Genomic DNA, 21,578 nt, shown 5'->3' with positions numbered 1-21,578 from the left:
CCGATGGCCTCCCCGCTCCTCTGGCTCGACCGCTCCGGGGACCACCTGCTCTTCTACGCCCGGGCCCTGCTGTGGACCCCCCGGACCCTGCGCCGCTACCTCAAGGAGGTGCAGCGCCTGCTCGCCGAGGTCGCCTTCGGCTCCGGCGGCCTCGGCGTCGTCGGCGGGACCGTCGGCGTGATGGTCGCGATGACGCTCTTCACCGGAACCGTCGTCGGACTCCAGGGCCACGCGGCCCTCGACCAGATCGGCACGGCCGCGTTCACCGGGTTCGTCTCCGCCTACTTCAACACCCGCGAGATCGCCCCCCTGGTCGCCGGGCTCGCCCTCTCCGCGACCGTCGGCGCCGGCTTCACCGCCCAGCTCGGCGCCATGCGCATCAACGAGGAGGTCGACGCCCTCGAGGGCATGGGCATCCGCTCCATGCCCTACCTGGTCACCACCCGCGTCATCGCCGGGGTCGTCGCCGTCGTCCCGCTCTACGCGATCGGGCTGCTCTCCTCCTACCTGGCGTCCCGCTCCGTGACCGTCCTGTTCAACGGCCAGTCCCGGGGCACCTACGACCACTACTTCAACCTCTTCCTCTCCCCGACGGACGTGCTGCTCTCCGTGCTGAAGGTGCTGGTCTTCAGCGTGATGGTGATCCTCGCCCACTGCTACTACGGCTACCGCGCCTCCGGCGGCCCCGCCGGCGTCGGCGTCGCCGTCGGCCGGTCCGTGCGCAACGCCATCGTGCTGATCAGCGTCACCGACTTCTTCCTGTCGCTCGCCCTGTGGGGCGCGACCACGACCGTGAAGGTGGCGGGGTGAGATGAGCGGAGCACGAGGCGCGACGCTGCGCCACCGGTGCGCCGGAGTGGTGTTCCTGCTGGTGCCCGTCCTGCTGGCCTGGCTGGCCGTCGCCGTCTACGACAAGAGGTTCACCGACTCCGACCCGGTGGTCGTCGAGACCGGCAGCGTCGGCAACGAGATGCACCCGGGCGCCGAGGTCAAACTGCGCGGCGTCGTCGTCGGCGAGGTCCGCGCCGTCGACGCCACCGGCGACGGGGCCCGGCTCACCCTCGCCCTGAAGCCCGGCGCCCTCGACGACATCCCCTCCGACGTCCGCGCGCAGATGCTGCCGACCACCCTGTTCGGCGAGCGGTTCGTGGCCCTGGTACCGCCCGAGAACCCCTCGGCCCGGCCCCTGGCCGCCGGGGCCGTCGTCCCCCAGGACCGGTCCGAGAACGCCGTCGAGCTCCAGCGGGTCCTTGACGACGTCCTGCCGGTGCTCACCGCCGTCCAGCCGCAGAAGCTCTCCGCGACCCTGTCGGCCGTCGCACAGGCCCTGGAGGGGCGCGGCGACCGGCTCGGCGACACGCTCGTCCGGCTGGGCGCGCACCTGGAGGAGTTCAACCCCCACCTGCCCGCCCTCAACCGCGGCCTCGAGCACCTCGTGAAGGTCGGCCACGTCTACGCGGACGCCGCGCCCGACATCCTCACGGCGCTCACCGACTTCACCACCACCAGCGGCACCCTCGCCGAGCAGGAGGCGGCGTACGCCGGCACCCTCGGCGCCACCACCCGGACGGCCGAGGACATGACGGCCTTCCTGCGGAAGAACGAGAAGAACGTCATCCGGCTCGCCGCCACCGGCCGGCCCACCCTGGAACTGCTCGCCGAGTACGCCCCCTCCTTCCCCTGCACCCTGCGCACCCTCACCGAGTTCGTGCCCGCCATGGACAAGGCGCTCGGCAAGGGGAGCGACCGGCCCGGCATCCACGTCGACGTCACCGCCGTCCCCCCGCGCGGCGCCTACCTCCCCGGCCGCGACACCCCGGTGTACGGCTCCGGCGGCGGCCCCCGCTGCCCCTCCGTGCCCTACTCCGGCACGCTCCCGCGGCCCGCCGCGCAGGCCTTCGCCCCGGCCGGCCAGGACCTCGGGCCCGCCAACTCCCCGCAGGAGAACGACCTCGTCAACGAACTGCTCGCACCCGCCGCCGGCCGGCACCCCGGCGAGCTGCCCGACTGGAGCAGCCTGCTCGCCGGCCCGGTCTACCGCGGCACGGAGGTGACCCTCGGATGACCGCCCCGGACCACGCGCACACCCGGCGCCGCCCGCTGACCGGACCGCTGCTCAAGTCCCTCGTCTTCGTGGTGGTCACCGCCCTCGCCACGACCGTGCTCGGCCTCAGCGTCGCCGGCTCCGGCACCGGCTCCGGCACCCGCACCTACAAGGCCCTGTTCACCGACGTCACCGGACTCGTCGACGGCGACAGCGTCCGGATCTCCGGGGTGGAGGTCGGCGAGGTGACCGACGTCCGCGTCGTGCGACGGCGCACCGCCGAGGTCACCTTCACCGTCCGCGAGGACCGCAGCCTGCCCCGGTCGACCACCGCCGCCGTCAAGTACCTCAACATGGTCGGCCAGCGCTACGTCGCCCTGGACCGCGGCAGCGGCGACCTCACCGGCACCCTCGAGGCGGGCGGCACCATCCCGCTCGACCGCACCACGCCCGCCCTCGACCTGACCCTGCTCTTCAACGGGTTCAAGCCGCTGTTCGAGGGACTGTCCCCGAAGGACGTCAACGAACTCGCCGGATCGATCGTGCAGGTGCTCCAGGGCGAGGGCGCCACCGTGGACAGCCTGATCCGCCACGTCGGCTCGCTCAGCACGACGGTCGCCGCCAAGGACGAGGTGATCGGCGAGGTCGTCGGCAACCTCACCACCGTCCTGGAGACCCTCAACGGCCGCGAGGACGGCTTCGACGACCTCGTCGTCACCCTGCGGGACCTCCTCGCCGGCTTCAACGACGACCGCAAGCCCCTCGGCGAGGCCGTCGAGGCCATGGGCGACCTGGCCACCGTCACCGCCGGCCTCCTCGAGGACGGGCGCGAGCCCCTCGAACGGGACATCCGCGAACTGGGCCGGCTCTCCAGCGGCCTGGGCGAACGCACCGGGCAGATCGAGGACTTCCTCGACCGGTCCCCCGCCAAGATGACCGCCCTGGCCCGCCTGTCCTCCTACGGATCGTGGTTCAACCTCTACCTCTGCGAGGCACGCGTGAGCGGAGTGACCACCTCCGACGGCTCCGAGGCGCCGACCGGCATCGCGATCACCGAATCGAGGTGCCGGGGATGAGACCCTTCACACGGCGCGACGGGACCGGCGAGACCGACGGGACCGGCACGGCCGACGAGGTCCACGAGGCGGAAGGGACCGGCGGGCCCGGCCGGCCGGCCGGACCCCGGCGCCCGCGCGTCAAGCCGGTCCGGGAACGCGACCCGGTCGCCGTCGCCGTCGCCGGGCTGCTCGTCCTCGCCCTGCTCGCCGTCCTCGTCCACCGCGCGGACCGGCTGCCGTTCGGCGGCGGCACGCACTACAGCGCCGACTTCTCCGAGGCCGCCGGCCTCGACGAGGGCGACGAGGTGCGCATCGCCGGCGTCAAGGTCGGCGAGGTCACCGGCGTCGCCCTGGACGGCGCCCGGGTGAGGGTCGACTTCGAGGTCGAGGACGCCTGGATCGGCGACCGGACGACCGCCGCCATCGCCGTCAAGACCCTCCTCGGCGACAAGTACCTGGCGCTCGACCCGCTCGGCTCCGGCCGGCAGGACCCCGCCGGCCGCATCCCGCTGTCCCGCACCACCTCCCCCTACGACGTGACCCAGGCCTTCCAGGACCTCGGCTCCACCGTCGAGGAGATCGACACCCGGCGGCTCGCGGAGAGCTTCGAGACCCTCTCCGAGACCTTCGAGGACTCCCCGCCCCACGTGCGCAACGCCGCCGAGGGCCTGTCCGCGCTGTCGCGGTCGGTCTCCGAGCGCGACGCGGAACTCGCCGGACTCCTCGAGGGGAGCGCCCGGTTCACCAGGACGCTGGAGAACAGGAAGTCCAGCTTCGAGACCCTCATCGAGGACGGCGGCTCCCTGCTCGGCGAACTCCGGGACCGCCGCACCGCCATCCGCGCCCTGCTCCGGGGCAGCCGGGAGCTCGGGACCGAACTCGCCGGCCTCGTCGAGGACAACGACGAGCAGCTCGGCCCCGCCCTCAAGGCCCTCGGCCGGGTCACCGCCGTCCTGGAGAAGAACAACGCCCAGCTCGGCAGGACCCTCGCGCTGGTCGGCCCGTACTACCGCCTCGTCGGCAACACCCTGGGCAACGGCCGCTGGTTCGACAGCTACCTGTGCGGCGTCGTCCCCCGCGACTACCTGCCCGAGACGTCCCGGCCGGCGACCGGCTGCATGCCGCCGAAGCGGACGGCGGCGAACCAGACGGACCAGGCGGACCAGGCGGACCAGGCGGACCAGGGGAGCGGTGAGCGATGAGCAGACGCAGAAGGATCCTCACCGGCGTGCTCGCCCTCGCGGTGCTCGCCGCCGGCGGCCTGGCCACCGTCCGGATCCTCGGCTCCGGCGGCACCCGCCTCACCGCCTACTTCGACCGCGCCGTCGGCGTCTACGCCGGGTCCGACCTGCGGATCCTCGGGGTACGGGTCGGGGAGGTGGAGTCGGTGCGGCCGCAGGGCACCACGGTGCGCGTCGGCCTCCGCCTGGACGAGGGCGTGAAGGTCCCCGAGGGCGCGCGGGCCGTCGTCGTCGCGCCCAGCGTCGTCGCCGACCGCTACGTGCAGCTCACCCCCGCCTACCGCTCGGGCCCCGCCCTCGCCGAAGGAGCCGTCCTGCCCGCCGCCCGCAACCGCACGCCCGTCGAGATCGACCAGCTCTACGACTCGGTCACCGAACTCGCCCGGGCGCTCGGCCCGGACGGCGCCAACTCCGCCGGCGCCCTGTCCGACCTGCTGCGGACCGGCGCCGCCAACCTCGACGGCAACGGCGAGGCCATCGGCGACGGCATCGAGGAGTTCGGCAAGGCGGCCAGGACCCTCGACGGCAGCAGCGAGGACCTGTTCGCCACGCTGCGCAGCCTCCAGGCCTTCACCACCCTGCTGAAGGAGAAGGACACCGACGTGCGCACCGCGCAGGAACGCCTGGACGAGGTCGTCGGCTTCTTCGCCGACAACAAGGACGACCTCGCCGGCGCGCTCGAGGAACTCGGCACCGCCCTCGGCCGGGTCAAGACCTTCGTCGAGGACAACCGGGGCGAGCTGAAGAAGAACGTCGACCGGCTCGTGCCGATCACCCGGACCCTCGTCGAGCAGCGGGCCTCGCTCGCCGAGGCGCTGGACGTGGCGCCGCTGGCCGCGGGCAACGTCGTCAACGCCTACAACCCCGACACCCGCACCCTCGACGGCCGCGCCAACCTCAACGAGATCAGCATGGGCGGCCCGCTGCTGCCGCTGCCCGCGGCGGGCGGCTCGGCCGCGGGCGGCGACCGGCCCGCGGCCACCGGGAAGGGGGAGCGGTGAAGCGCGGCGGACGACGCCCGGGGCGTGTGCCGAAGGTCCCGCCCGCCCCGGGCCCGAGGGCCGCGGCGGTGCGGCGCGGCGTGCTCACCACGGGCGGCGTCGCCGGCCTCACCCTGGGCGGACTCCTCGCCCTCGGCCTCGGCTTCACCCTGGCCGCCGGCGCGGTCACCGTCGGCCTGCCGCGCTTCGGCGGCCTCGAGGACCTGCCGCTGCCCGGCGGCGCCGACCTCGGGGACCACCCCTACACCGTCACCGCCGAACTCCGGGACGTGCTCAGCCTGGTCCCGCAGTCCGCGGTGAAGGTCAACGACGTCGCCGTCGGCCGGGTCACCCGCATCGAACTCGGCCGCGACGACTGGTCGGCCCGCGTCACCCTGAGGATCAACGGCGACGTGCGGCTGCCCGCCGACGCCACCGCCCGGATCGAACAGTCCGGCCTGCTGGGCGAGAAGTACGTCCAGCTCGCCGCGCCCGCCCGGGGGGCCGGGACCGGCAGGCTCCGGGACGGGGACGTCATCCCGGTCTCCCGCACCTCCCGCGACACCGAGGTCGAGGAGGTGTTCGGCGCGCTGTCCCTGCTCCTCAACGGGGGCGGGGTGAACCAGCTCAGGACCATCACCCGGGAACTCGACGCGGCGCTCGGCGGCCGCGAACCCGAGGTCCGCTCGATGCTGCGGCGGGTCGACACCCTGGTGACCGACCTCGACGAGCACCGGGGCGACATCACCGACGCGCTCGACGCCGTCAACCGGCTCTCCGCGACCCTCGCCACCCGCAAGGACGACGTCGGCACCGTCCTCACCGACCTCTCGCCCGGGCTGAAGACGCTCGAGAGGCAGCGCGGCTCCCTGCTGACCATGCTGCGCTCCCTGGACACGCTCTCCGGCGTCGCCGTCTCCACCATCGACGCGAGCAAGGACGACATGATCGCCGACCTCGAGGCCATCGCGCCGACCCTGAAGGCCCTCGCGGACGCGGGCACGGACCTGCCCGACTCGCTCCAGGTGCTGCTGACGTACCCGTTCACCGACGAGGTGCTGCGGGGGGTGAAGGGCGACTACCTCAACGTGTACCTGGACATGGCCGCCGTGCCCGGGACGCGGGTGATCCCGCCGCTGGTGCCCCGGGGCACGGCCCCGCCCTCCGGCCCGGCGGACGGCGGGCCGGGCGCGGCCGGGCGGGAGCGGTCCTCCGGGACGTCCGGGGAGTCCGGGGAGCCCGGGAGGGCCGGGGGGCCCGGGAAGGACGGCGGGGCGCCGTCCGCTCCCTCGTCCGCTCCGCCGTCGGGGGCCCCGTCGCGGGGCTCCTCGCCCCTGCCGCTGCCCTCCGTGCCCGCGTCCGGCACCGGGGCGGGCACGGCACGGGCGGTCCCGGACGGGGGTGGGGACAGGTGATCACCCGCGCCGTGCGGCTGAAGAACCTCGCCTTCCTCCTCGTCGCCGTCCTCGCCCTCTCCTTCCTCGGCATCCGCTACGCCGACCTCGGCCGGTACGTCGGCGTCGCCGACCACTACACCGTCGAGGTGCACCTCCCGCGCACCGGCGGCCTGTTCACCCACTCCGACGTCACCTACCGGGGCGTCTCCGTGGGACGCGTCGGACCGATCGGCCTCACCGCCGACGGCGTCGTCGCCGAACTCCGCATCAAGAGGTCCGCCCCCCGCATCCCCGCCGACACCCGGGCCGTGGTCGCCGCGCTCTCCGCCGTGGGCGAGCAGTACATCGACCTGCGGCCGGAGAGCGACGGAGCCCCCTACCTCGCCGAGGGCGCCCGCATCGAACAGGCCGACACCCAGGTGCCCGCACCCGTCACCGACCTGCTCGGCAGCGTCGACGACCTCGCCCGTTCCGTCCCGCTCGACGACCTGCGCACGGTCGTGGACGAGTTCGGCAAGGCCTTCGAGGGCCACGGCGACGACCTCCGGGTGCTGCTCGACAGCGGCAGCGGCTTCCTCGAGGCGGCCGACCGCGCGCTGCCCGCCACCACCCGGCTCATCACCGACGGCGAGACCGTCCTGCGCACCCAGGCCGAGGAGGAGCGGGCCATCCGCGACTTCGCCGCCGGGGCGAGGGAACTGGCCCGCACCATCAAGGGGTCCGACGCCGACCTGCGCCGCCTCCTCACCGTCACCCCCGAGGCCGCCACCCAGGTCAGCGGCGTCCTGCGGGACCTCGACCCGAGCCTCGGCGTCGTCCTCGCCAACCTCCTCACCACCTCCGAGATCGCCGTCACCCGGCAGCGCGGCACGGAGGAACTCCTCGTGAAGTACCCGGCGGCCGTCGCCGCCGGCGCCACCGCCGTCGACGGAGGGAAGGTGAACCTCGGCATGGCCGTCACCTTCTTCAAGCCCCTGCCCTGCACCGCCGGGTACGGCGCCACGCGCTACCGCAACGGGCTCGACCTCGGCACCACGCCCGCCCTCAACACCGGTGCGTCCTGCACCGCCCCCGCCGCGGACGGGTTCAACGTCCGCGGCTCGGCGAACGCCCCGGGGGGCGGCCCGGTGCCCGAGCCGGCCAGGCCCGGTTCCCTGCCCTCCGGCGACGGCGGGGCACGGACCGGCGGGCCGGCCGCGCTCCCCGGCGCCCTCGCCCTGCCCGGCCAGGACGGCGAGGCACCGGGGGACCTGGCGGGACTCCTCGCCCCGGCCGGCGGGAGCGCGCGATGAGGGGGGCCCGCGTCCTCACCGGCGCGGGGCTCGTGCTGGCCCTCGGCTTCTGCGGCACCGGTGCGTGGACGTACGCGCAGGCACGCACCGACGACGCGCTCGCGTACGGCCGGGAGCGGGACCGCGCGCTCGCCGACGGACGGGCGGGCATCGCCGTGCTCACCACGCTCGACGCCTCCACCCGGCAGCGGGCGGAGAAGGGCGTGCGGGCCTGGCGGGACGCCTCCACCGGGCCGCTGCGCGAGGAACTGGGCCGTACCGAGGCGAAGGCGGGCGCGTCGGCGCGCGGCACGGTCACCGAGGCCGCCGTCACCGCGCTCGACCCGCGGGCCGGCTCGGCCAGGCTCATCGCCACCGTCCGCGTCGAGGTCACGCCCGCGGGGGCGAAGAGACCGGCCGTCGACCGCAAGCGCCTGGAGGCGGTCCTGGCCCGCACCGGCGAGGGGGAGTGGAAGGTACGGGCGCTGAGCGCGGTACCGCTCTCGGGGGAGCGGGGGGAGGGGAACCGATGACGCCGGCACGGCTGCTGCGCGGGGGCGGGGCACCGGAGCCCGGCCCCGCGCCGGACGGGACGCCCGCGGACGGTCCCGCCGGGGACGAGGGCTCCGGAAGCGAGCTCTCCACGGACACCGCGGGCACCGCGGACGAGGACCGCACGGCGGACACGGACCGCACGGCGGACACGGACCGCACGGCGGACGCGACGGACCCGACGGACGCGGAGGACGGCGCCCGCACCCGCCGGCCGCCCGGCGCACGGCTGCGGCGGGCCGCCCTCGCCGGGACCGCCGCGGCGCTCGTCCTCGGCGGCTGCGCCTTCCTCCACGGCGCCCACCAGCTGAAGTCGGCCGAGTCCGCCCGCAACCGCGCGCTCACCGACACCGGGGCCACCGACCGCGTCGCCGGCGAGGTCGGCAACGCCCTCGCCCGTGTCTTCTCCACCACCCCGGAGGGCACCGCGGCCACCGAGCGCTCCGCACGCACCGTCCTCGGCGGCCGCGCCGCCCGCCAGTACCAGGACCTCTTCGAGAGGGTCCGCGACGACCTCGCCGGGCAGCGCGTCACCCTGAGCACCCGGGCCGTCCGCACCGGGGTGATCGAACTCGACGGTGACCGGGCGCGCCTGCTGGTCTTCCTCGACCAGACCTCCCGCCGCGGCGAGGACGAGGCCACCACCGCCGCGGCCCAGCTCACCGTCACGGCGCGGCTCGAGAACGACCGCTGGCGGATCGTCGACCTCAAGGCCCGCTAGCGCATGCGCGGGAGACTGGAGCACCCCATGGAACGCGCGGTCCGCGTCCTCGCCGCACACCGCCCCCGGCCGCTGCCGTCCCTGCTCCTCGCCCTCGCCCTCGCCGCGGGCGGCTGCGCGGCGTGGACGGGGCAGGACTGGTACCGCGCGGCCCACGACGACCGGGCCGCGTACGCGGCGCAGCGGGACGGGGCACTCGCCGCCGGGGAGCAGGCCGTGCAGAACCTCAACACGCTCGACCACCGGGACCTGAAGCGGGGGCTCGACCTGTGGGAGTCCTCGACCACCGGCGAACTGCACGAGCAACTGGTCGCAGGGCGCGAGGAGTTCGCCGAGCAGGTGAGGACGGCGCGGACGGTCACCACGGCCCGGGTGCTGTCCGGCGCCGTCTCCGAACTCGACGACCGCGCCGGCCGCGCCCGGGTGCTGGTCGCGCTGCGCGTCACCGTCAGGGCGTCCGACGGCGCGAAGACGGACAAGGACAGCCGCATGCTCGGCGAACTCACCCGCGTCCAGGGCCGCTGGAAGCTGAGCGCCCTCGGACAGGCCCCCGTGGGCGGCGCGCCGGCCGGCTGACCCGGTTCCGTCCCGCGCGAGCCGCCGTACCGAGAGGACAGCACGATGCCGACGACCCGCCACCACATCAACCGCCAGCGGCGCCGCCGGGACCGCGAGACCCGGTCCGCGGCCCCCGCCGCGGCCCCGGGGAGCACCGGAGGCCGGACCCGTACGGGCGGCACGGCCGTCCTGCCCCCTCCCGCCGCCCCGCCCCCCGCACGGGGGGCCGGGACGGCCGGGGAGGGGAAGGCGGCCGGGGCCGGGAACGGGAGGGCCGCCCGGGCGCGCCGCCCGGCCGGCCCCGCGGTGCTCTGCGTGCTGACCGTGCTCCTCGGCGGCTTCGCCGGCTGGGCGCACGCGGAGGCCGGGGCGCTCCGGGACGACCCCGCGCGGCGCAACACCGCCCTGACCGACCCCGCCCGCACCAGTGAGGTCAAGGGGCAGGCGGCCAAGGCCGTCGACCGGCTCTTCTCCTACGACCACACCGACCCCGAAGCCTTCGAGCAGGCCGCCCGGGACCTCCTCACGGGAAAGGCCGTCGCACAGCACCGCACCCTGCTCGCCGACGTCCGGGAACGGGCCGACGAGCGGAAGGCGGTGATCACCACGACGGTCACCGAGAGCGCGGTCGAACGGATCGACGGCGACCGGGCCCGGGTCCTCGTCTACGCCGACCAGAGCAGCGTCGGCACCGCCGGGGACCGGGCGGGCGGACACGAGGCGGCCGCGCGGGACGAGGGCGTGTACGCGGGCGCCCTGCTCGCCGTCGACGTCGTGCGCCGCGACGGGCGGTGGCTCGTCTCCGGCATCGACACCTTCGGCCGCTGAGAGCCGCACGGACCGCACGGACCGCACCACCGACGCACCCGAGGACACCCACGCCCCGCATCCGACAGGAGTGACAGCCATGCCCGTACGCCGCGCACGACGTCCGCGCACCGGCCGGACCCGCAGGGGGCTGCGGGCGACCGCCGTCACCGTGGCGGCCATGGCGGCCCTCACCGCCTCCCGGGCGCCCGGACTCACCGGGGACGTCCGGGACGCCCGCACCGCCCCGTCCGCCGACGGCCCGCGCGGGACGACGGCGGGCGGCCCGTACGCCGAGCAGGCCCCGCCGGGTGACGGCTCCTACCACACCGAACTCCCGCCCCTGGCCGCCCCCGACGCCGCGGCGGCCGCCCCGGCGCTCGCGCGGAACCTCCTCGCCCAGTCCGGCGTCCCGGCCACCGTGCTGCGCGCCTACCGCGCCGCCGAGGCCTCCGTCGCCCGGACGGACCCCGGCTGCCGGCTGCCCTGGGAACTGCTCGCGGCGATCGGCAAGGTCGAGTCCGGCCAGGCGCGCGGCGGCGCGGTCGACCGCGCCGGCACCACCCTGGGCCGGATCACCGGGCCCCCGCTCGACGGACGGGGCTTCGCCCTGATCCGCGACACGGACGCGGGCGCCCACGACGGCGACACGGTCTACGACCGCGCCGTGGGGCCGATGCAGTTCCTGCCGTCCACCTGGGCCCGCTGGGGCACGGACGGCAACGGCGACGGCCGCGCCGACCCGAACAACGTCTTCGACGCGGCCCTGGCGGCCGGGCACTACCTGTGCGCGGGCGACCGGGACCTGGGACGGGCCGCGGACCTGGACCGGGCGATCCTCAGCTACAACCGCTCGCGCTCCTACCTGAACCTGGTCAGGTACTGGCTGGAGTTCTACCGCCAGGGGGTCCGCACCGTCCCCGACGGCAAGGGCGTCGTCCCGAGGAGTCCCGGCGCGGGCGGCGACACCCCGGCGACCGGGCCCGTCGACGGCGGGGGCGGCCGCGGGGGAGGCGGCGAGGGGAGCGGGGACGGCGGGGGCATCGTCATCGGTCCGGACCCCGGCGCGCCGGGCACCCCCGCGCCGTCCCCGTCCTCCTCCGCGCCGTCCCCGTCCTCCCCTGACCCGGCACCGACCTCCCCGTCCCCGGACCCGTCCTCCCCGACGGCGCCTCCGACGAGCCAGGACCCCTCGCAGCCGCCCGGCGGGTCCCCCACCGGGACCCCGTCGCCGACGCCGGACCCGACCGGCCCAGGGCCCTCGCCCACCGGTCCGACCGACCCGACCGATCCGACCGACCCGACCGGTCCGGCCGATCCGGACCCCTCGCCCACCGGCCCGGGCGACTGCTCCGCGGGGACCGCGACCCCGTCCCCCGGCCCCTCCCCGGCCGTCCCGCCCTGTCCGACGGAGCCGGCCGCCTCCCCCGAGTGAGACGCGCCGTCCGCCGTGCGGACGTCCGCGTCCCCGGCCCGCCTACCCCGCCCCCGCCGCGTTCGGCCAGGACTGCGGGCCCTGCCAGCCCGTCGCCGGGACGCCGGAGAGACCGTCGGTGCCCCTGACCTGGGCGGCCGTGAGGCCGCCGCGGGCGGGGACGCCGGGCGGGGTGGGGCCGGTGGACGGCGGCGTCCGGGCCGGTGCCGGGTAGGCCGCCGCGGGGACCGGCGCCGGCCCGGGCACCGGCTCGGGGTAGGGGGCCGGCCCGGAGTACGGGACCGGCTCGGGGTACGGGACCGGTCCGGGGTACGGGACCGGCGCCTGGGCCGCGGGCGCCAGGGGCTGCGGGACCGGTTCCGGAACCGACTGCGGGACCGGCTCCGGGACCGGCTGGGGGAGCGGTTCCGGGATCGGTTGGGGGACCGGCTGGGGCACGGGCGCGGGCCGCTGCCCCGTCGAGGCGGCCGCCGGCTCCGGCGTCCCGCCGCCCGCGCCCACCGCCGGGGCGGACGCGGCGGCGGGGAGCGGCATGCCGGAGCCGGCGGCCGGCGCGGCGGGGAGCCCGGGGACGTCGGCGCCGGCGGCCCGGGCGGCGAGGCCCGGCGTGCCCGCCCCGTTGGTCCGGCTCACCAGGCGGTCCACCGCCGCCGTGCCCGAGCTGTAGCCGGTCCCGGTGGCCGGCTCGGGCGCGGCGGCTCCCCTCCTGGACGTCCCGTAGAGCACCTGCTCCAGGCCGGTCACCAGGCGGCGCACGTCCACCTGGGGGCGCACCACGAGACGCAGGAAGCGGCTGGAGGAACCGATCTTGTTGCCGCACTCGCGGACCAGGATCCGGTGCTCGGTGAGCATCCGGTCCCGCACGACGGTGCCCTCGGCGCCCACGGGGAGGCGCACGAAGAGGAAGTTGCCCTGGGAGGGGTAGACCGTCAGGCCGGGCAGCGAGGAGAGCTGGCCGGACATGTCCATGCGGTCGCGGCGGACCTGGTGCAGGCTCCGGGCGTACTCGGCGCCGTGCTCCTTCAGCATGAACACCACGTGCTCGGCGAAGGAGTTGAGGTTCCACTTGGGGAGCATCGACCGCACCTTCCCCGCGAGCGCCGGGTTGGCGACGAGGTAGCCGAAGCGGATGCCGTGCAGGCCGAAGTTCTTGCCGAGGCTGCGCAGCACGATGACGTTCGGCCGCAGCATCGCCTCCCGCACCACGCTCGGTTCCGCCTCCGCGTCGGCGAACTCCAGGAAGGACTCGTCGACCACCACCAGGTCGCGGTCGGCCATCGCGTCCATGAACTGCACGATCGCGTGCTTGTGCTGGAAACCGCCGTCGGGGTTGTTGGGGTTGCAGACGACGGCGACCCGGGTGCCCCGGGCGCGGATGAACTCCGCGTACCGCGCGAGGTCCAGGGCGAAGCCGCTGGACTCCTGGAGCGGGAACATGTCGACCCGCTTGCCGGTCTCCATGGGCTGGTCGGTCCAGCGGCCGAAGGTGGGGACGGGGACGGCGAGGGACTCGCGGACCAGGAGGTGGTCGATCCAGGTGATCAGCTCGGTCGACCCGTTGCCCATCGCCACGCACTGCGGGGGCAGCTGCAGCAGGTCGCACAGCTCGGCCGTGATGGTGTCGGCGCTGCTCGGGTAGTACGTGATGATCTCGCGCAGCCGGGCCGCCAACTCCTCGAACATGGCGGGGGTGGGGAAGTACGGGTTGCAGGGGATGCAGAAGTCCACCGGACCGGCCCCGTCGCCCTCCCGCGTCAGCGCCGCCATCGACGGGCTGTGCGCCGCGTTGCTGCGGAACAGCGAGGTGACGTCGTCGGCCATGGAACCTCCGTGGGCGGCGGGCCCGCCGGGGACGCACCGGGCCCGTCATGCGTGGGTGGCCCGCGCGGGGGAACGCGGGCCACCGGTACATACGGAGGGCGGTGCGGCGCTGTTCAACCGGTGTGAGGAAAGTGTGACGCCGGGAACCCGGGGCGCGTGTTCCGCGTCACGCGCCCCTCGTCGCCGGGTCCCCGGCCGCCGGGGTCCTTGCCGCCGGGTCAGGTGCCGAACGAGTGGACCGTCGTCGTCCGGTACGTCCCGCCCGGCCGCAGCACGGTCGACGGGAACGACGGCTGGTTGGGCGAGTCCGGGAAGTGCTGGGTCTCCAGGCACAGTCCGTCGCCCTGCCGGTAGACCCGGCCGCCGGTGCCGACCAGGGTGCCGTCGAGGAAGTTGCCGGAGTAGAACTGCAGGCCCGGCTCGTCGGTGGCGATCCGCAGGGTGCGGCCGGAGGACGGGTCGCGCAGGGTCGCCGCGTGCCCGGGGCGGGCGGTGACGCCCTTGTCGAGCACCCAGTTGTGGTCGAAGCCCTGCCCGTACAGCACCTGCTGGTGGGCGGTGCGGATGTCCCGGCCGACCGGCTTGGCCCGGCGGAAGTCGAAGGGGGTGCCCGCCACCGCCGCCAGCTCGCCGGTGGGGATCAGCCCCGCGTCGACGGGCGTGTAGCGGGAGGCGGCGAGGGACAGCTCGTGGTCGTACACGGAGCCGCTGCTCTCGCCGGCGAGGTTCCAGTAGACGTGGCTGGTGAGGTTGACGACGGTGGGCCTGTCGGTGGTGGCCTCGTAGTCGACGCGCCAGTCGCCGTCGCGGGTGAGGGTGTACGTCACCGTCGCCCGCAGCGTGCCCGGGTAGCCCATCTCGCCGTCGGCGCTGGTGTGGTGCAGGCGCAGGCCGACGTCGGAGCCCCGGGTGAACGGCTCGACGTCCCAGACCTGTTTGTCGAAGCCCCGCGCGCCGCCGTGCAGGCTGTTCTCGCCGTCGTTGACGGAGAGCTGGTACGTCCTGCCGTCCAGGGTGAAGCGGCCCTTGCCGATGCGGTTGCCGTAGCGGCCGACCAGGGCGCCGAAGTAGGGGCTGGAGGCGACGTAGTCCTCGAGGGAGTCGAAGCCGAGGGAGACGTTGGCGTACCGGCCGCGGCGGTCGGGGATCTCCAGCGACTGGACGATGCCGCCGTAGGACAGGACCTTCATCCGGGTCCCGCCGTTCTCCAGCGACCAGCGGTGGACCCGGGTGCCGTCCGCCAGCCGGCCGAAGAGCGCCCGCACCGGCTTCCCCCTGCCTCCCGGCGCTCCCGACGCGTGCGCCGTCCCGCCGGCCGCGGTGGCGGCGGCGACACCGGCGGCCGCGGCTCCCGCGATGACCGTGCGTCTGTTCAGTTCCATGTGCGGCTCCTGTGAGGGAGGGGGCCCCGCCGTCCGGCGGGGCCCGGGCTGACCTACGAACCGACCTTGCGCTTGTTCCACACGTCGAACCCGACCGCCGCCAGCAGCACCAGGCCCTTGATGACCTGCTGCCAGTCGGTGCCGATGCCGACGAGGTTCATGCCGTTGTTCAGCACGCCCAGGACCAGGCCGCCGATGATCGCGCCGAGCACGGTGCCCACACCGCCGCTCATCGACGCGCCGCCGATGAACGCGGCCGCGATCGCCTCCAGTTCGAAGTTGAGGCCGGCCTTGGGAGAGGCCGCGTTGAAGCGGGCGGCGAACACCAGACCCGCCAGGGCCGCGAGCATGCCCATGTTCAGGAAGACCAGGAAGGTGACCTTCTTGTCCCGCACGCCCGACAGCTTGGCCGCGGGCAGGTTGCCGCCGATGGCGTAGATGTGGCGGCCGATGACGGCGTTGCGCATCACGTAGCCGAAGCCGACGAGCAGCGCGCCGAGGATCAGCAGCACGATCGGGGCGCCCTTGTAGCTGGCCAGCAGCAGGGTGACGGTGAGGATGGCGGCGGCGAGCGCGACCAGCTTCAGCAGGAACAGCTTGGCGGGCAGGACGTCGAGGGCGAACTCCTGCTGGCGCCGGCGGTCGCGGACCTCCTGGAACACCACCAGCGCGATCAGCCCGAAGCCGAGGAGCAGGGTGAGGTTGTGGTAGTTGGTCTCCGGGCCGGTCTCGGGCAGGAAGCCGTTGGCGATCTTCTGCAGGCCCTTCGGGAACGGGCCGAGGGTCTGGCCCTCCAGGAAGATCTCGGTCAGGCCGCGGAAGGTCAGCATGCCCGCGAGGGTCACGATGAACGACGGTATGCCGCCGTAGGCGATGAAGAACCCCTGGATCGCGCCCGCGAGGGCGCCCACGGCCAGGCACAGCACCACGGCCAGCGGCCACGGCATGTCGTTGCGGACCATGAAGACGGCGGCCATGGAGCCGACGAACGCCGTCAGCGAACCGACCGACAGGTCGATGTGGCCCGCGATGATGACCAGCATCATGCCGATCGCGAGGATCAGGATGTAGCTGTTCTGCAGCACCAGGTTGGAGACGTTGCGCGGCAGCAGCAGGTCGCCGTCGGTCCACACCGCGAACAGCGCCACGATCAGGCCGAGCGCGATCAGCATGCCGTACTGCCGCATGTTGCGGCGCATGCCGTCCAGGACCAGCTGGAGCAGGCCGCCACCCGTGCCCGCCCCGTTCCTGCCCGGCGGCGCGGCGGCCGGGGTCTTGTCGGTGACTTCCGTGCTCATCGGGTTACCTCTTTGTCCTTCGTCATCTGCCGCATCAGCGATTCCTGGGAGGCCTCGGCCCGCGAGAACTCACCGGTCAGCCGCCCGGCGGCCATCGTGTAGATGCGGTCGCACATGCCGAGCAGTTCGGGCAGCTCGGAGGAGATGAAGACGACCGCCTTGCCCTCGGCGGCCAGCTGGTCGATGACCGTGTAGATCTCGTACTTGGCCCCGACGTCGATGCCGCGCGTCGGTTCGTCGAGGATCAGCACGTCGGGACCCGCGAAGATCCACTTGCTGAGGACGACCTTCTGCTGGTTGCCGCCGGACAGCTTGCCCACCGGCTCGAAGACCGTCGGCGCCTTGATGTTCATGGACTTCCGGAAGCCCTCGGCGACCTGCCGTTCCTCGTGTTCGTCCACCACGCCGCGCCGGGCGACCTTGCCGAGGGCGCTGAGGGAGATGTTGCGGTTGATGGTGTCGATGAGGTTCAGGCCGTAGTGCTTGCGGTCCTCGGTGACGTACGCGATCCCGTGCGCGACCGCCTCGGGGACGGTCTTCGTGCGGATCTCCCGGCCGTCCTTGAGGACCGTGCCGCCCGCGTACCGCCCGTAGGTGCGGCCGAACAGGCTCATCGCGAGTTCGGTGCGGCCGGCGCCCATCAGGCCCGCGATGCCGACGATCTCGCCGCGCCGCACCGTCAGCGACACGTCGTCGACGACCTTGCGCTGCTGGTCGATCGGGTGGTGCACGGTCCAGTTGCGGATCTCCAGCGCCGGGGCGGCGCCCTCCTCGGGGTGGTGCGGGGTCCGCTCCGGGAAGCGGTGCTCCAGGTCGCGGCCGACCATCCCGCTGATGATGCGGTCCTCGGTGGTCCCGGGATCCTTCACGTCGAGCGTCTCGATGGTCCGCCCGTCCCTGAGGATGGTCACCGAGTCGGCGACCCGGCGGATCTCGTTCAGCTTGTGGGAGATGATGATCGAGGTGATGCCCTGTTCCTTCAACTGCAGGATCAGGTCGAGCAGTTTGCCGCTGTCCTCGTCGTTGAGCGCCGCGGTCGGCTCGTCGAGGATGAGCAGCTTCACCTTCTTCGACAGCGCCTTGGCGATCTCCACCAGCTGCTGCTTGCCCACGCCGATGTCGGCGACCCGGGTCTCCGGGTGCTCGTCGAGCCCCACCCGGCGCAGCAGTTCGGCGGCGTGCCGCAGGGTCTCGTTCCAGTCGATGAACCCGCGGGTGGCGTGCTCGTTGCCGAGGAAGATGTTCTCCGCGATGGAGAGGTACGGCACCAGGGCCAGTTCCTGGTGGATGATCACGACGCCGTGCTGCTCGCTGGCGCGGATGTCCCTGAACCGGCACACCTCTCCCTCGAAGAGGATCTCCCCCTCGTAGGTGCCGTGCGGGTGGACGCCGGAGAGGACCTTCATCAGGGTCGACTTGCCGGCGCCGTTCTCGCCGCAGATGGCGTGGACCTCGCCCTGCCGGACGGTCAGGCTGACGTCCGACAGCGCCTTGACGCCGGGAAAGGTCTTGACGATCGAGCGCATTTCCAGGACGGGTCCCGCCATGGTCGTGCCTTCCAGTCGGTGGTGAGTCGTCGGTGGGGGCGGTTACTTGAGGTCGCTCTCCTTGATGTAGCCGGAGTCGACGACGGTCTCCCGGTAGTTGTCCTTGTCCACGGCGACCGGCTCCAGCAGGTAGGCCGGCACGACCTTCGCCCCGTTGTCGTAGGTCTTGGTGTCGTTGACCTCGGGCTTCTCGTCCTTGAGCAGGGCGTCGACCATGTTGGAGGCCACCTCGGCGAGTTCGCGGGTGTCCTTGTAGACGGTCATCGACTGCTCGTCGGCGATGATCGACTTCACCGAGGCGACCTCGGCGTCCTGGCCGGTGACGATCGGCAGCGGCTTGTCCTTGGCGCCGTAGCCGTCGGACTTGAGGGAGGACAGGATGCCGATGGAGATGCCGTCGTACGGCGAGAGCACGGCGTCCACCCGGTCGCTGCGGTAGGCCGAGGTCAGGATGTCGTCCATGCGCTTCTGCGCGGTGCCGCCGTCCCAGCGCAGGGTGGTGACCTGGTTCAGCTCGGTCTGGCCGGACTTGACGACGAGCTGCTTCTTGTCGATGTAGGGCTTCAGGACGTTCATCGCGCCCTGGAAGAAGTAGCGGGTGTTGTTGTCGTCGTTGGAGCCGGCGAACAGCTCGATGTTGAACGGGCCCTTCTCGCCACCGTCCTTCAGACCGAGCTTCTCGACGATGTAGGTGCCCTGGAGCTCGCCGACCTTCTCGTTGTCGAAGGAGGCGTAGTAGTCGACGTTCTCCGTGCCGAGGATGAGGCGGTCGTAGGAGATCACCGGGATGCCGGCGTCCTTGGCCTGCTGGAGGACGTTGTTCATCGACTTGTTGTCGATGGACGCGACGATCAGGGCCTTCACGCCCTGCGTGATCAGGTTCTCGACCTGGGAGACCTGCTGGTCGGGGTCGTCCTCGCCGTAGACCAGCTTGGTCTTGTAGCCCTTGGACTCCAGGTTCTTGACGACGTTGTTGCCGTCGGCGATCCAGCGCTCGGAGGACTTGGTCGGCATCGCGATGCCGATGGTGGCCCCCTCGGCGCTCCCCTTGTCCTCCTCGCTGCCGCCCTCGCTGTTCTGGCCGCAGGCGGTCAGGGCGAGGGCGAGGGAAGCGGCTCCGGCGAGGGCGGCGAGGGTGGTTCTGCGGTTACGCATGATCATCATCCTTGATGTGGGTGCGGGGTCGGTCCGGGAGGTGCGACGTCGCTTGCGGAGGTGGGGACCGGGCGGGGCGAGAACGGTTGTGTGGGATTGTGCGCGGCTGTGTCTACTTCTGTGAAGCCGAGTTTCCGGAACGTTATGACGAGATGTCGAACCGGCGCAGATCGCCCGGAAGTCGCGAACCGAGCGGCGCCATGTCGCCGTCCGCGCCGTGGCGCGCCAGCAGGTCGAGGGCGAGCCGGCCGCGCCGGACCCGCTCCTTGGCGGTCGCCAGGGTGAGTTCCCGCATGTGGTGGCCGTACGGGTAGATCCCGGGTGCCTTGGCCAGACCGAACTTCAGGTACAGCGGTGCGCCGCGCCGGATGAGCTCGGCCACCTCGTACATCCGCACGTACCCGCCGAGGTCGTCGGGCGCCTCGATGTACAGGTCCATCGGAGTGGCCGAAACCCGCCGTATCTCGGTGAGGTGCTGCGGCGTCAGGTCGCTCGGAACGTTGATCGAGTCGGCGCCGAGCCGCTCGTACACCGCGTACGAGGCCGGGTTGACCGGCCCCACGAGCGCCGAGACCTTCAGCGTGGTGTCGGCCGGGAGGATACCGGCCGCCCGCGCCCGGTGCAGCGTCCACAGCACGCCCTCGTCGGCGACGAGCAGGCACTTGACGCCCAGCTCCGTGGCGCGCACGGCGTCCTCGACGCACCCGGCGACCGCGTCGTGGCCCCGGGCGCGCAGTCCGGCGCCGCCCGAGTCGGTGCGCGTCGAGCCGCCGATGTCCCAGGTGCCGCGCGGGCCGGTGAACAGGCACAGCTCGACGTCCCGCTCGGCGGTGGCCTCGACCATCTCGGTGATCTCGGCGTCGGTCAGCATCCACACGCCGCTGCCCTGGCTGATCCGGTGGATCGGCACGTCGAGGCGCGAGGCCTCCTTGAGCACGACGGCCAGCGCCTCCGGCCCCTCGCAGGAGGGGAGCTCGGTGCGCCAGCGGCCGCCGCCGGGGAAGGAGTGCGGCGAGGCGTCGGCGGGGTCGGGGTCGGGCGCGCCCAGGCCGAGGGCGGCGAGCGCCCGCTCACCGGGCCTGCGGGGTGCCTTGGCGGAAGCGTCGGTCACGGGGTGTCCTTCGTGTTCGGTGTGTCGTACGTGGTTCGCGGAGCGGGGTGCGGGCCGGGCGGGAGGAGCCGGGCGGTGCGGGCCGGACCGGAATCGGACGGAGGCCGGGGCCGGCCGGACCCGGGCGGGCCGGCCGCGCGCCGGCACGGGACCGTCAGGAAGCCACCGCACCGGCGCACGGCCGGGGTGTCCTAGGGGCGCAGCAGGACCTTGCCCACCTTCGGGTCGCCGGACCCCACCAGCTCGATGGCGCCCGGGAACTCGGCGAGCGGCAGCTCGTGCGTCACCAGCGGCAGCGGGTCGAGGAGCCCGGCGGCGAACACCCGCACCGTGTGCGCCCAGGCGTCGGGCGGCGCCCCGAAGACGGTGTGCACCTCGAGCTGCCGTACGACCAGGTCCGTCGGGTCGAGCCCGGCGGCCCCCGGGGCCGGGATGCCGGTCAGGACCAGCCGCCCGCCGCGCCGGAGCAGCGAGGCCGCCGTACGGGCGGCGTCGGCGGACCCGGCGGTCTCGATCACGACGTCGAAGTCGTCCGGGAGCGGCCGGTCCTTGGTGCGGAAGCCGGTCGCGCCGAACCGCCGCGACAGCGCCTCCCGGTCGCCCCGGGTGCCGACCACCAGCAGCTCGGCCGGGGAGTTCGCCCTCAGGAACTGCACGGCGAACATGCCGAGGGTGCCGGTGCCGACCACGGCCACCCGCTCGCCCGGCAGGGCGTTCGCCTTGAGCGCGGCGGCGGCGACGCAGGCGGCCGGCTCCAGCAGTGCGGCGGCGCCGAGGTCGGCGTCGTCCGGGAGGACGTGCAGCAGCCGGGCCGGGAGGGTCAGCGTGGGGGCCATGGCGCCCGGCTGGGTGAACCCGGTCTCCTCGTAGCCCGCCGAGCACAGCGTCGTCTCGCCGGCGTGGCAGCGGTCGCAGACCTGGCAGTTGCGGAAGCCCTCCCCGACCACCTTGCGGCCGACGAGGGAGGCGGGCACGCCCGCTCCCACCTCCCGCACGGTCCCGGACCACTCGTGGCCCGGCACCAGCGGGTACCGCACGTACCCCGCGGGCCGGTTGCCCTGGTAGACCTCGCGGTCGCTGCCGCAGATGCCGGCGGCGTGGACCCGGACCAGGGCCTCGCCGGGGCCGGGTTCGCGCGGCTCGTGCGGGACGAGGCGGTGCTCGCCGGGGCCCTCGATGACGACGGCGGTGCTCATCGCG

Annotated in this window: 19 protein-coding genes; 12 read left to right on the top strand and 7 right to left on the bottom strand. The window is 73.9% G+C overall.

The features are described from left to right. Positions 1-3 precede the first annotated feature (3 nt). The 12 genes from ACZ56B_RS09695 (at position 4) to ACZ56B_RS09640 (ending at position 12,064) form a co-directional block, all read left to right on the top strand. Positions 4-810: an MlaE family ABC transporter permease gene (locus ACZ56B_RS09695; protein ID WP_468788066.1), complete on the top strand. Its 807-nt coding sequence runs from the start codon at positions 4-6 to the stop codon at positions 808-810. A gap of 1 nt (position 811) precedes the next feature. Then, positions 812-2,065, top strand: a complete 1,254-nt coding sequence (locus ACZ56B_RS09690) for an MCE family protein (RefSeq protein ID WP_468788065.1) — start codon at positions 812-814, stop codon at positions 2,063-2,065. Further along, entirely contained in the window at positions 2,062-3,120 is a 1,059-nt protein-coding gene (locus tag ACZ56B_RS09685) for an MCE family protein (RefSeq protein ID WP_468788064.1), read from the top strand. The genes ACZ56B_RS09690 and ACZ56B_RS09685 overlap by 4 nt, the downstream gene beginning before the upstream one ends. Then, positions 3,117-4,304, top strand: a complete 1,188-nt coding sequence (locus tag ACZ56B_RS09680) for an MCE family protein (RefSeq protein WP_468788063.1) — start codon at positions 3,117-3,119, stop codon at positions 4,302-4,304. Before ACZ56B_RS09685 ends, ACZ56B_RS09680 begins: the two co-directional genes overlap by 4 nt. Continuing rightward, complete coding sequence (locus tag ACZ56B_RS09675; RefSeq protein ID WP_468788062.1) at positions 4,301-5,344, top strand: MCE family protein; 1,044 nt, start codon at positions 4,301-4,303, stop codon at positions 5,342-5,344. Before ACZ56B_RS09680 ends, ACZ56B_RS09675 begins: the two co-directional genes overlap by 4 nt. 80 nt (positions 5,345-5,424) lie before the next feature. Beyond that, positions 5,425-6,738, top strand: a complete 1,314-nt coding sequence (locus tag ACZ56B_RS09670) for an MCE family protein (protein WP_468788061.1) — start codon at positions 5,425-5,427, stop codon at positions 6,736-6,738. Further along, positions 6,735-8,012 (top strand): MlaD family protein, encoded by a 1,278-nt coding sequence (locus ACZ56B_RS09665; RefSeq protein ID WP_468788060.1) that lies wholly within the window; start codon positions 6,735-6,737, stop codon positions 8,010-8,012. The genes ACZ56B_RS09670 and ACZ56B_RS09665 overlap by 4 nt, the downstream gene beginning before the upstream one ends. Beyond that, entirely contained in the window at positions 8,009-8,524 is a 516-nt protein-coding gene (locus ACZ56B_RS09660) for a hypothetical protein (protein WP_468788059.1), read from the top strand. The genes ACZ56B_RS09665 and ACZ56B_RS09660 overlap by 4 nt, the downstream gene beginning before the upstream one ends. Continuing rightward, positions 8,521-9,264 (top strand): hypothetical protein, encoded by a 744-nt coding sequence (locus ACZ56B_RS09655; protein WP_468788058.1) that lies wholly within the window; start codon positions 8,521-8,523, stop codon positions 9,262-9,264. The genes ACZ56B_RS09660 and ACZ56B_RS09655 overlap by 4 nt, the downstream gene beginning before the upstream one ends. Positions 9,265-9,291: 27 nt before the next feature. Continuing rightward, complete coding sequence (locus ACZ56B_RS09650) at positions 9,292-9,840, top strand: nuclear transport factor 2 family protein (RefSeq protein WP_468788057.1); 549 nt, start codon at positions 9,292-9,294, stop codon at positions 9,838-9,840. Positions 9,841-9,885: 45 nt separating this feature from the next. Continuing rightward, positions 9,886-10,650 carry a hypothetical protein gene (locus ACZ56B_RS09645; protein ID WP_468788056.1) on the top strand — a complete coding sequence of 255 codons (765 nt, stop codon included), beginning with the start codon at positions 9,886-9,888 and terminating at the stop codon, positions 10,648-10,650. Between the two features lie 79 nt (positions 10,651-10,729). Then, positions 10,730-12,064, top strand: coding sequence for a lytic transglycosylase domain-containing protein (locus ACZ56B_RS09640; RefSeq protein WP_468788055.1), 1,335 nt, complete (start codon positions 10,730-10,732; stop codon positions 12,062-12,064). Positions 12,065-12,106: 42 nt separating this feature from the next. On the opposite strand, the gene ACZ56B_RS09635 is transcribed toward ACZ56B_RS09640, so the two are convergent. The 7 genes from ACZ56B_RS09635 to ACZ56B_RS09605 all read right to left on the bottom strand — a co-directional run bounded on the left by ACZ56B_RS09635 (position 12,107) and on the right by ACZ56B_RS09605 (position 21,574). Next, positions 12,107-13,885 carry a pyridoxal phosphate-dependent aminotransferase gene (locus tag ACZ56B_RS09635; RefSeq protein ID WP_468788054.1) on the bottom strand — a complete coding sequence of 593 codons (1,779 nt, stop codon included), beginning with the start codon at positions 13,883-13,885 and terminating at the stop codon, positions 12,107-12,109. Positions 13,886-14,103: 218 nt separating this feature from the next. Then, positions 14,104-15,267, bottom strand: coding sequence for an aldose epimerase family protein (locus ACZ56B_RS09630; protein ID WP_468788053.1), 1,164 nt, complete (start codon positions 15,265-15,267; stop codon positions 14,104-14,106). A 53-nt stretch (positions 15,268-15,320) separates the two neighbouring features. Beyond that, the gene (mmsB, locus tag ACZ56B_RS09625; RefSeq protein ID WP_468788052.1) at positions 15,321-16,565 is read right to left on the bottom strand and encodes a multiple monosaccharide ABC transporter permease; all 1,245 of its coding nucleotides are present in this window, start codon (positions 16,563-16,565) and stop codon (positions 15,321-15,323) included. Beyond that, positions 16,562-18,112, bottom strand: a complete 1,551-nt coding sequence (gene mmsA / locus ACZ56B_RS09620; protein WP_468788050.1) for a multiple monosaccharide ABC transporter ATP-binding protein — start codon at positions 18,110-18,112, stop codon at positions 16,562-16,564. The genes mmsB and mmsA overlap by 4 nt, the downstream gene beginning before the upstream one ends. 42 nt (positions 18,113-18,154) lie before the next feature. Next, the gene (gene chvE / locus ACZ56B_RS09615) at positions 18,155-19,267 is read right to left on the bottom strand and encodes a multiple monosaccharide ABC transporter substrate-binding protein (RefSeq protein ID WP_468788048.1); all 1,113 of its coding nucleotides are present in this window, start codon (positions 19,265-19,267) and stop codon (positions 18,155-18,157) included. 142 nt (positions 19,268-19,409) lie between these two features. Next, positions 19,410-20,378, bottom strand: coding sequence for a glycosyltransferase family protein (locus ACZ56B_RS09610; protein WP_468788046.1), 969 nt, complete (start codon positions 20,376-20,378; stop codon positions 19,410-19,412). A gap of 191 nt (positions 20,379-20,569) precedes the next feature. Next, on the bottom strand, positions 20,570-21,574 hold the full coding sequence (locus ACZ56B_RS09605; protein WP_468788044.1) for a zinc-dependent alcohol dehydrogenase: 1,005 nt from the start codon (positions 21,572-21,574) through the stop codon (positions 20,570-20,572). Between the last annotated feature and the right edge of the window lie 4 nt (positions 21,575-21,578).

The sequence above is a fragment of the Streptomyces sp. NPDC034670 genome, from assembly GCF_055574875.1.
This window is presented reverse-complemented; position numbering and strand designations above follow the sequence as displayed.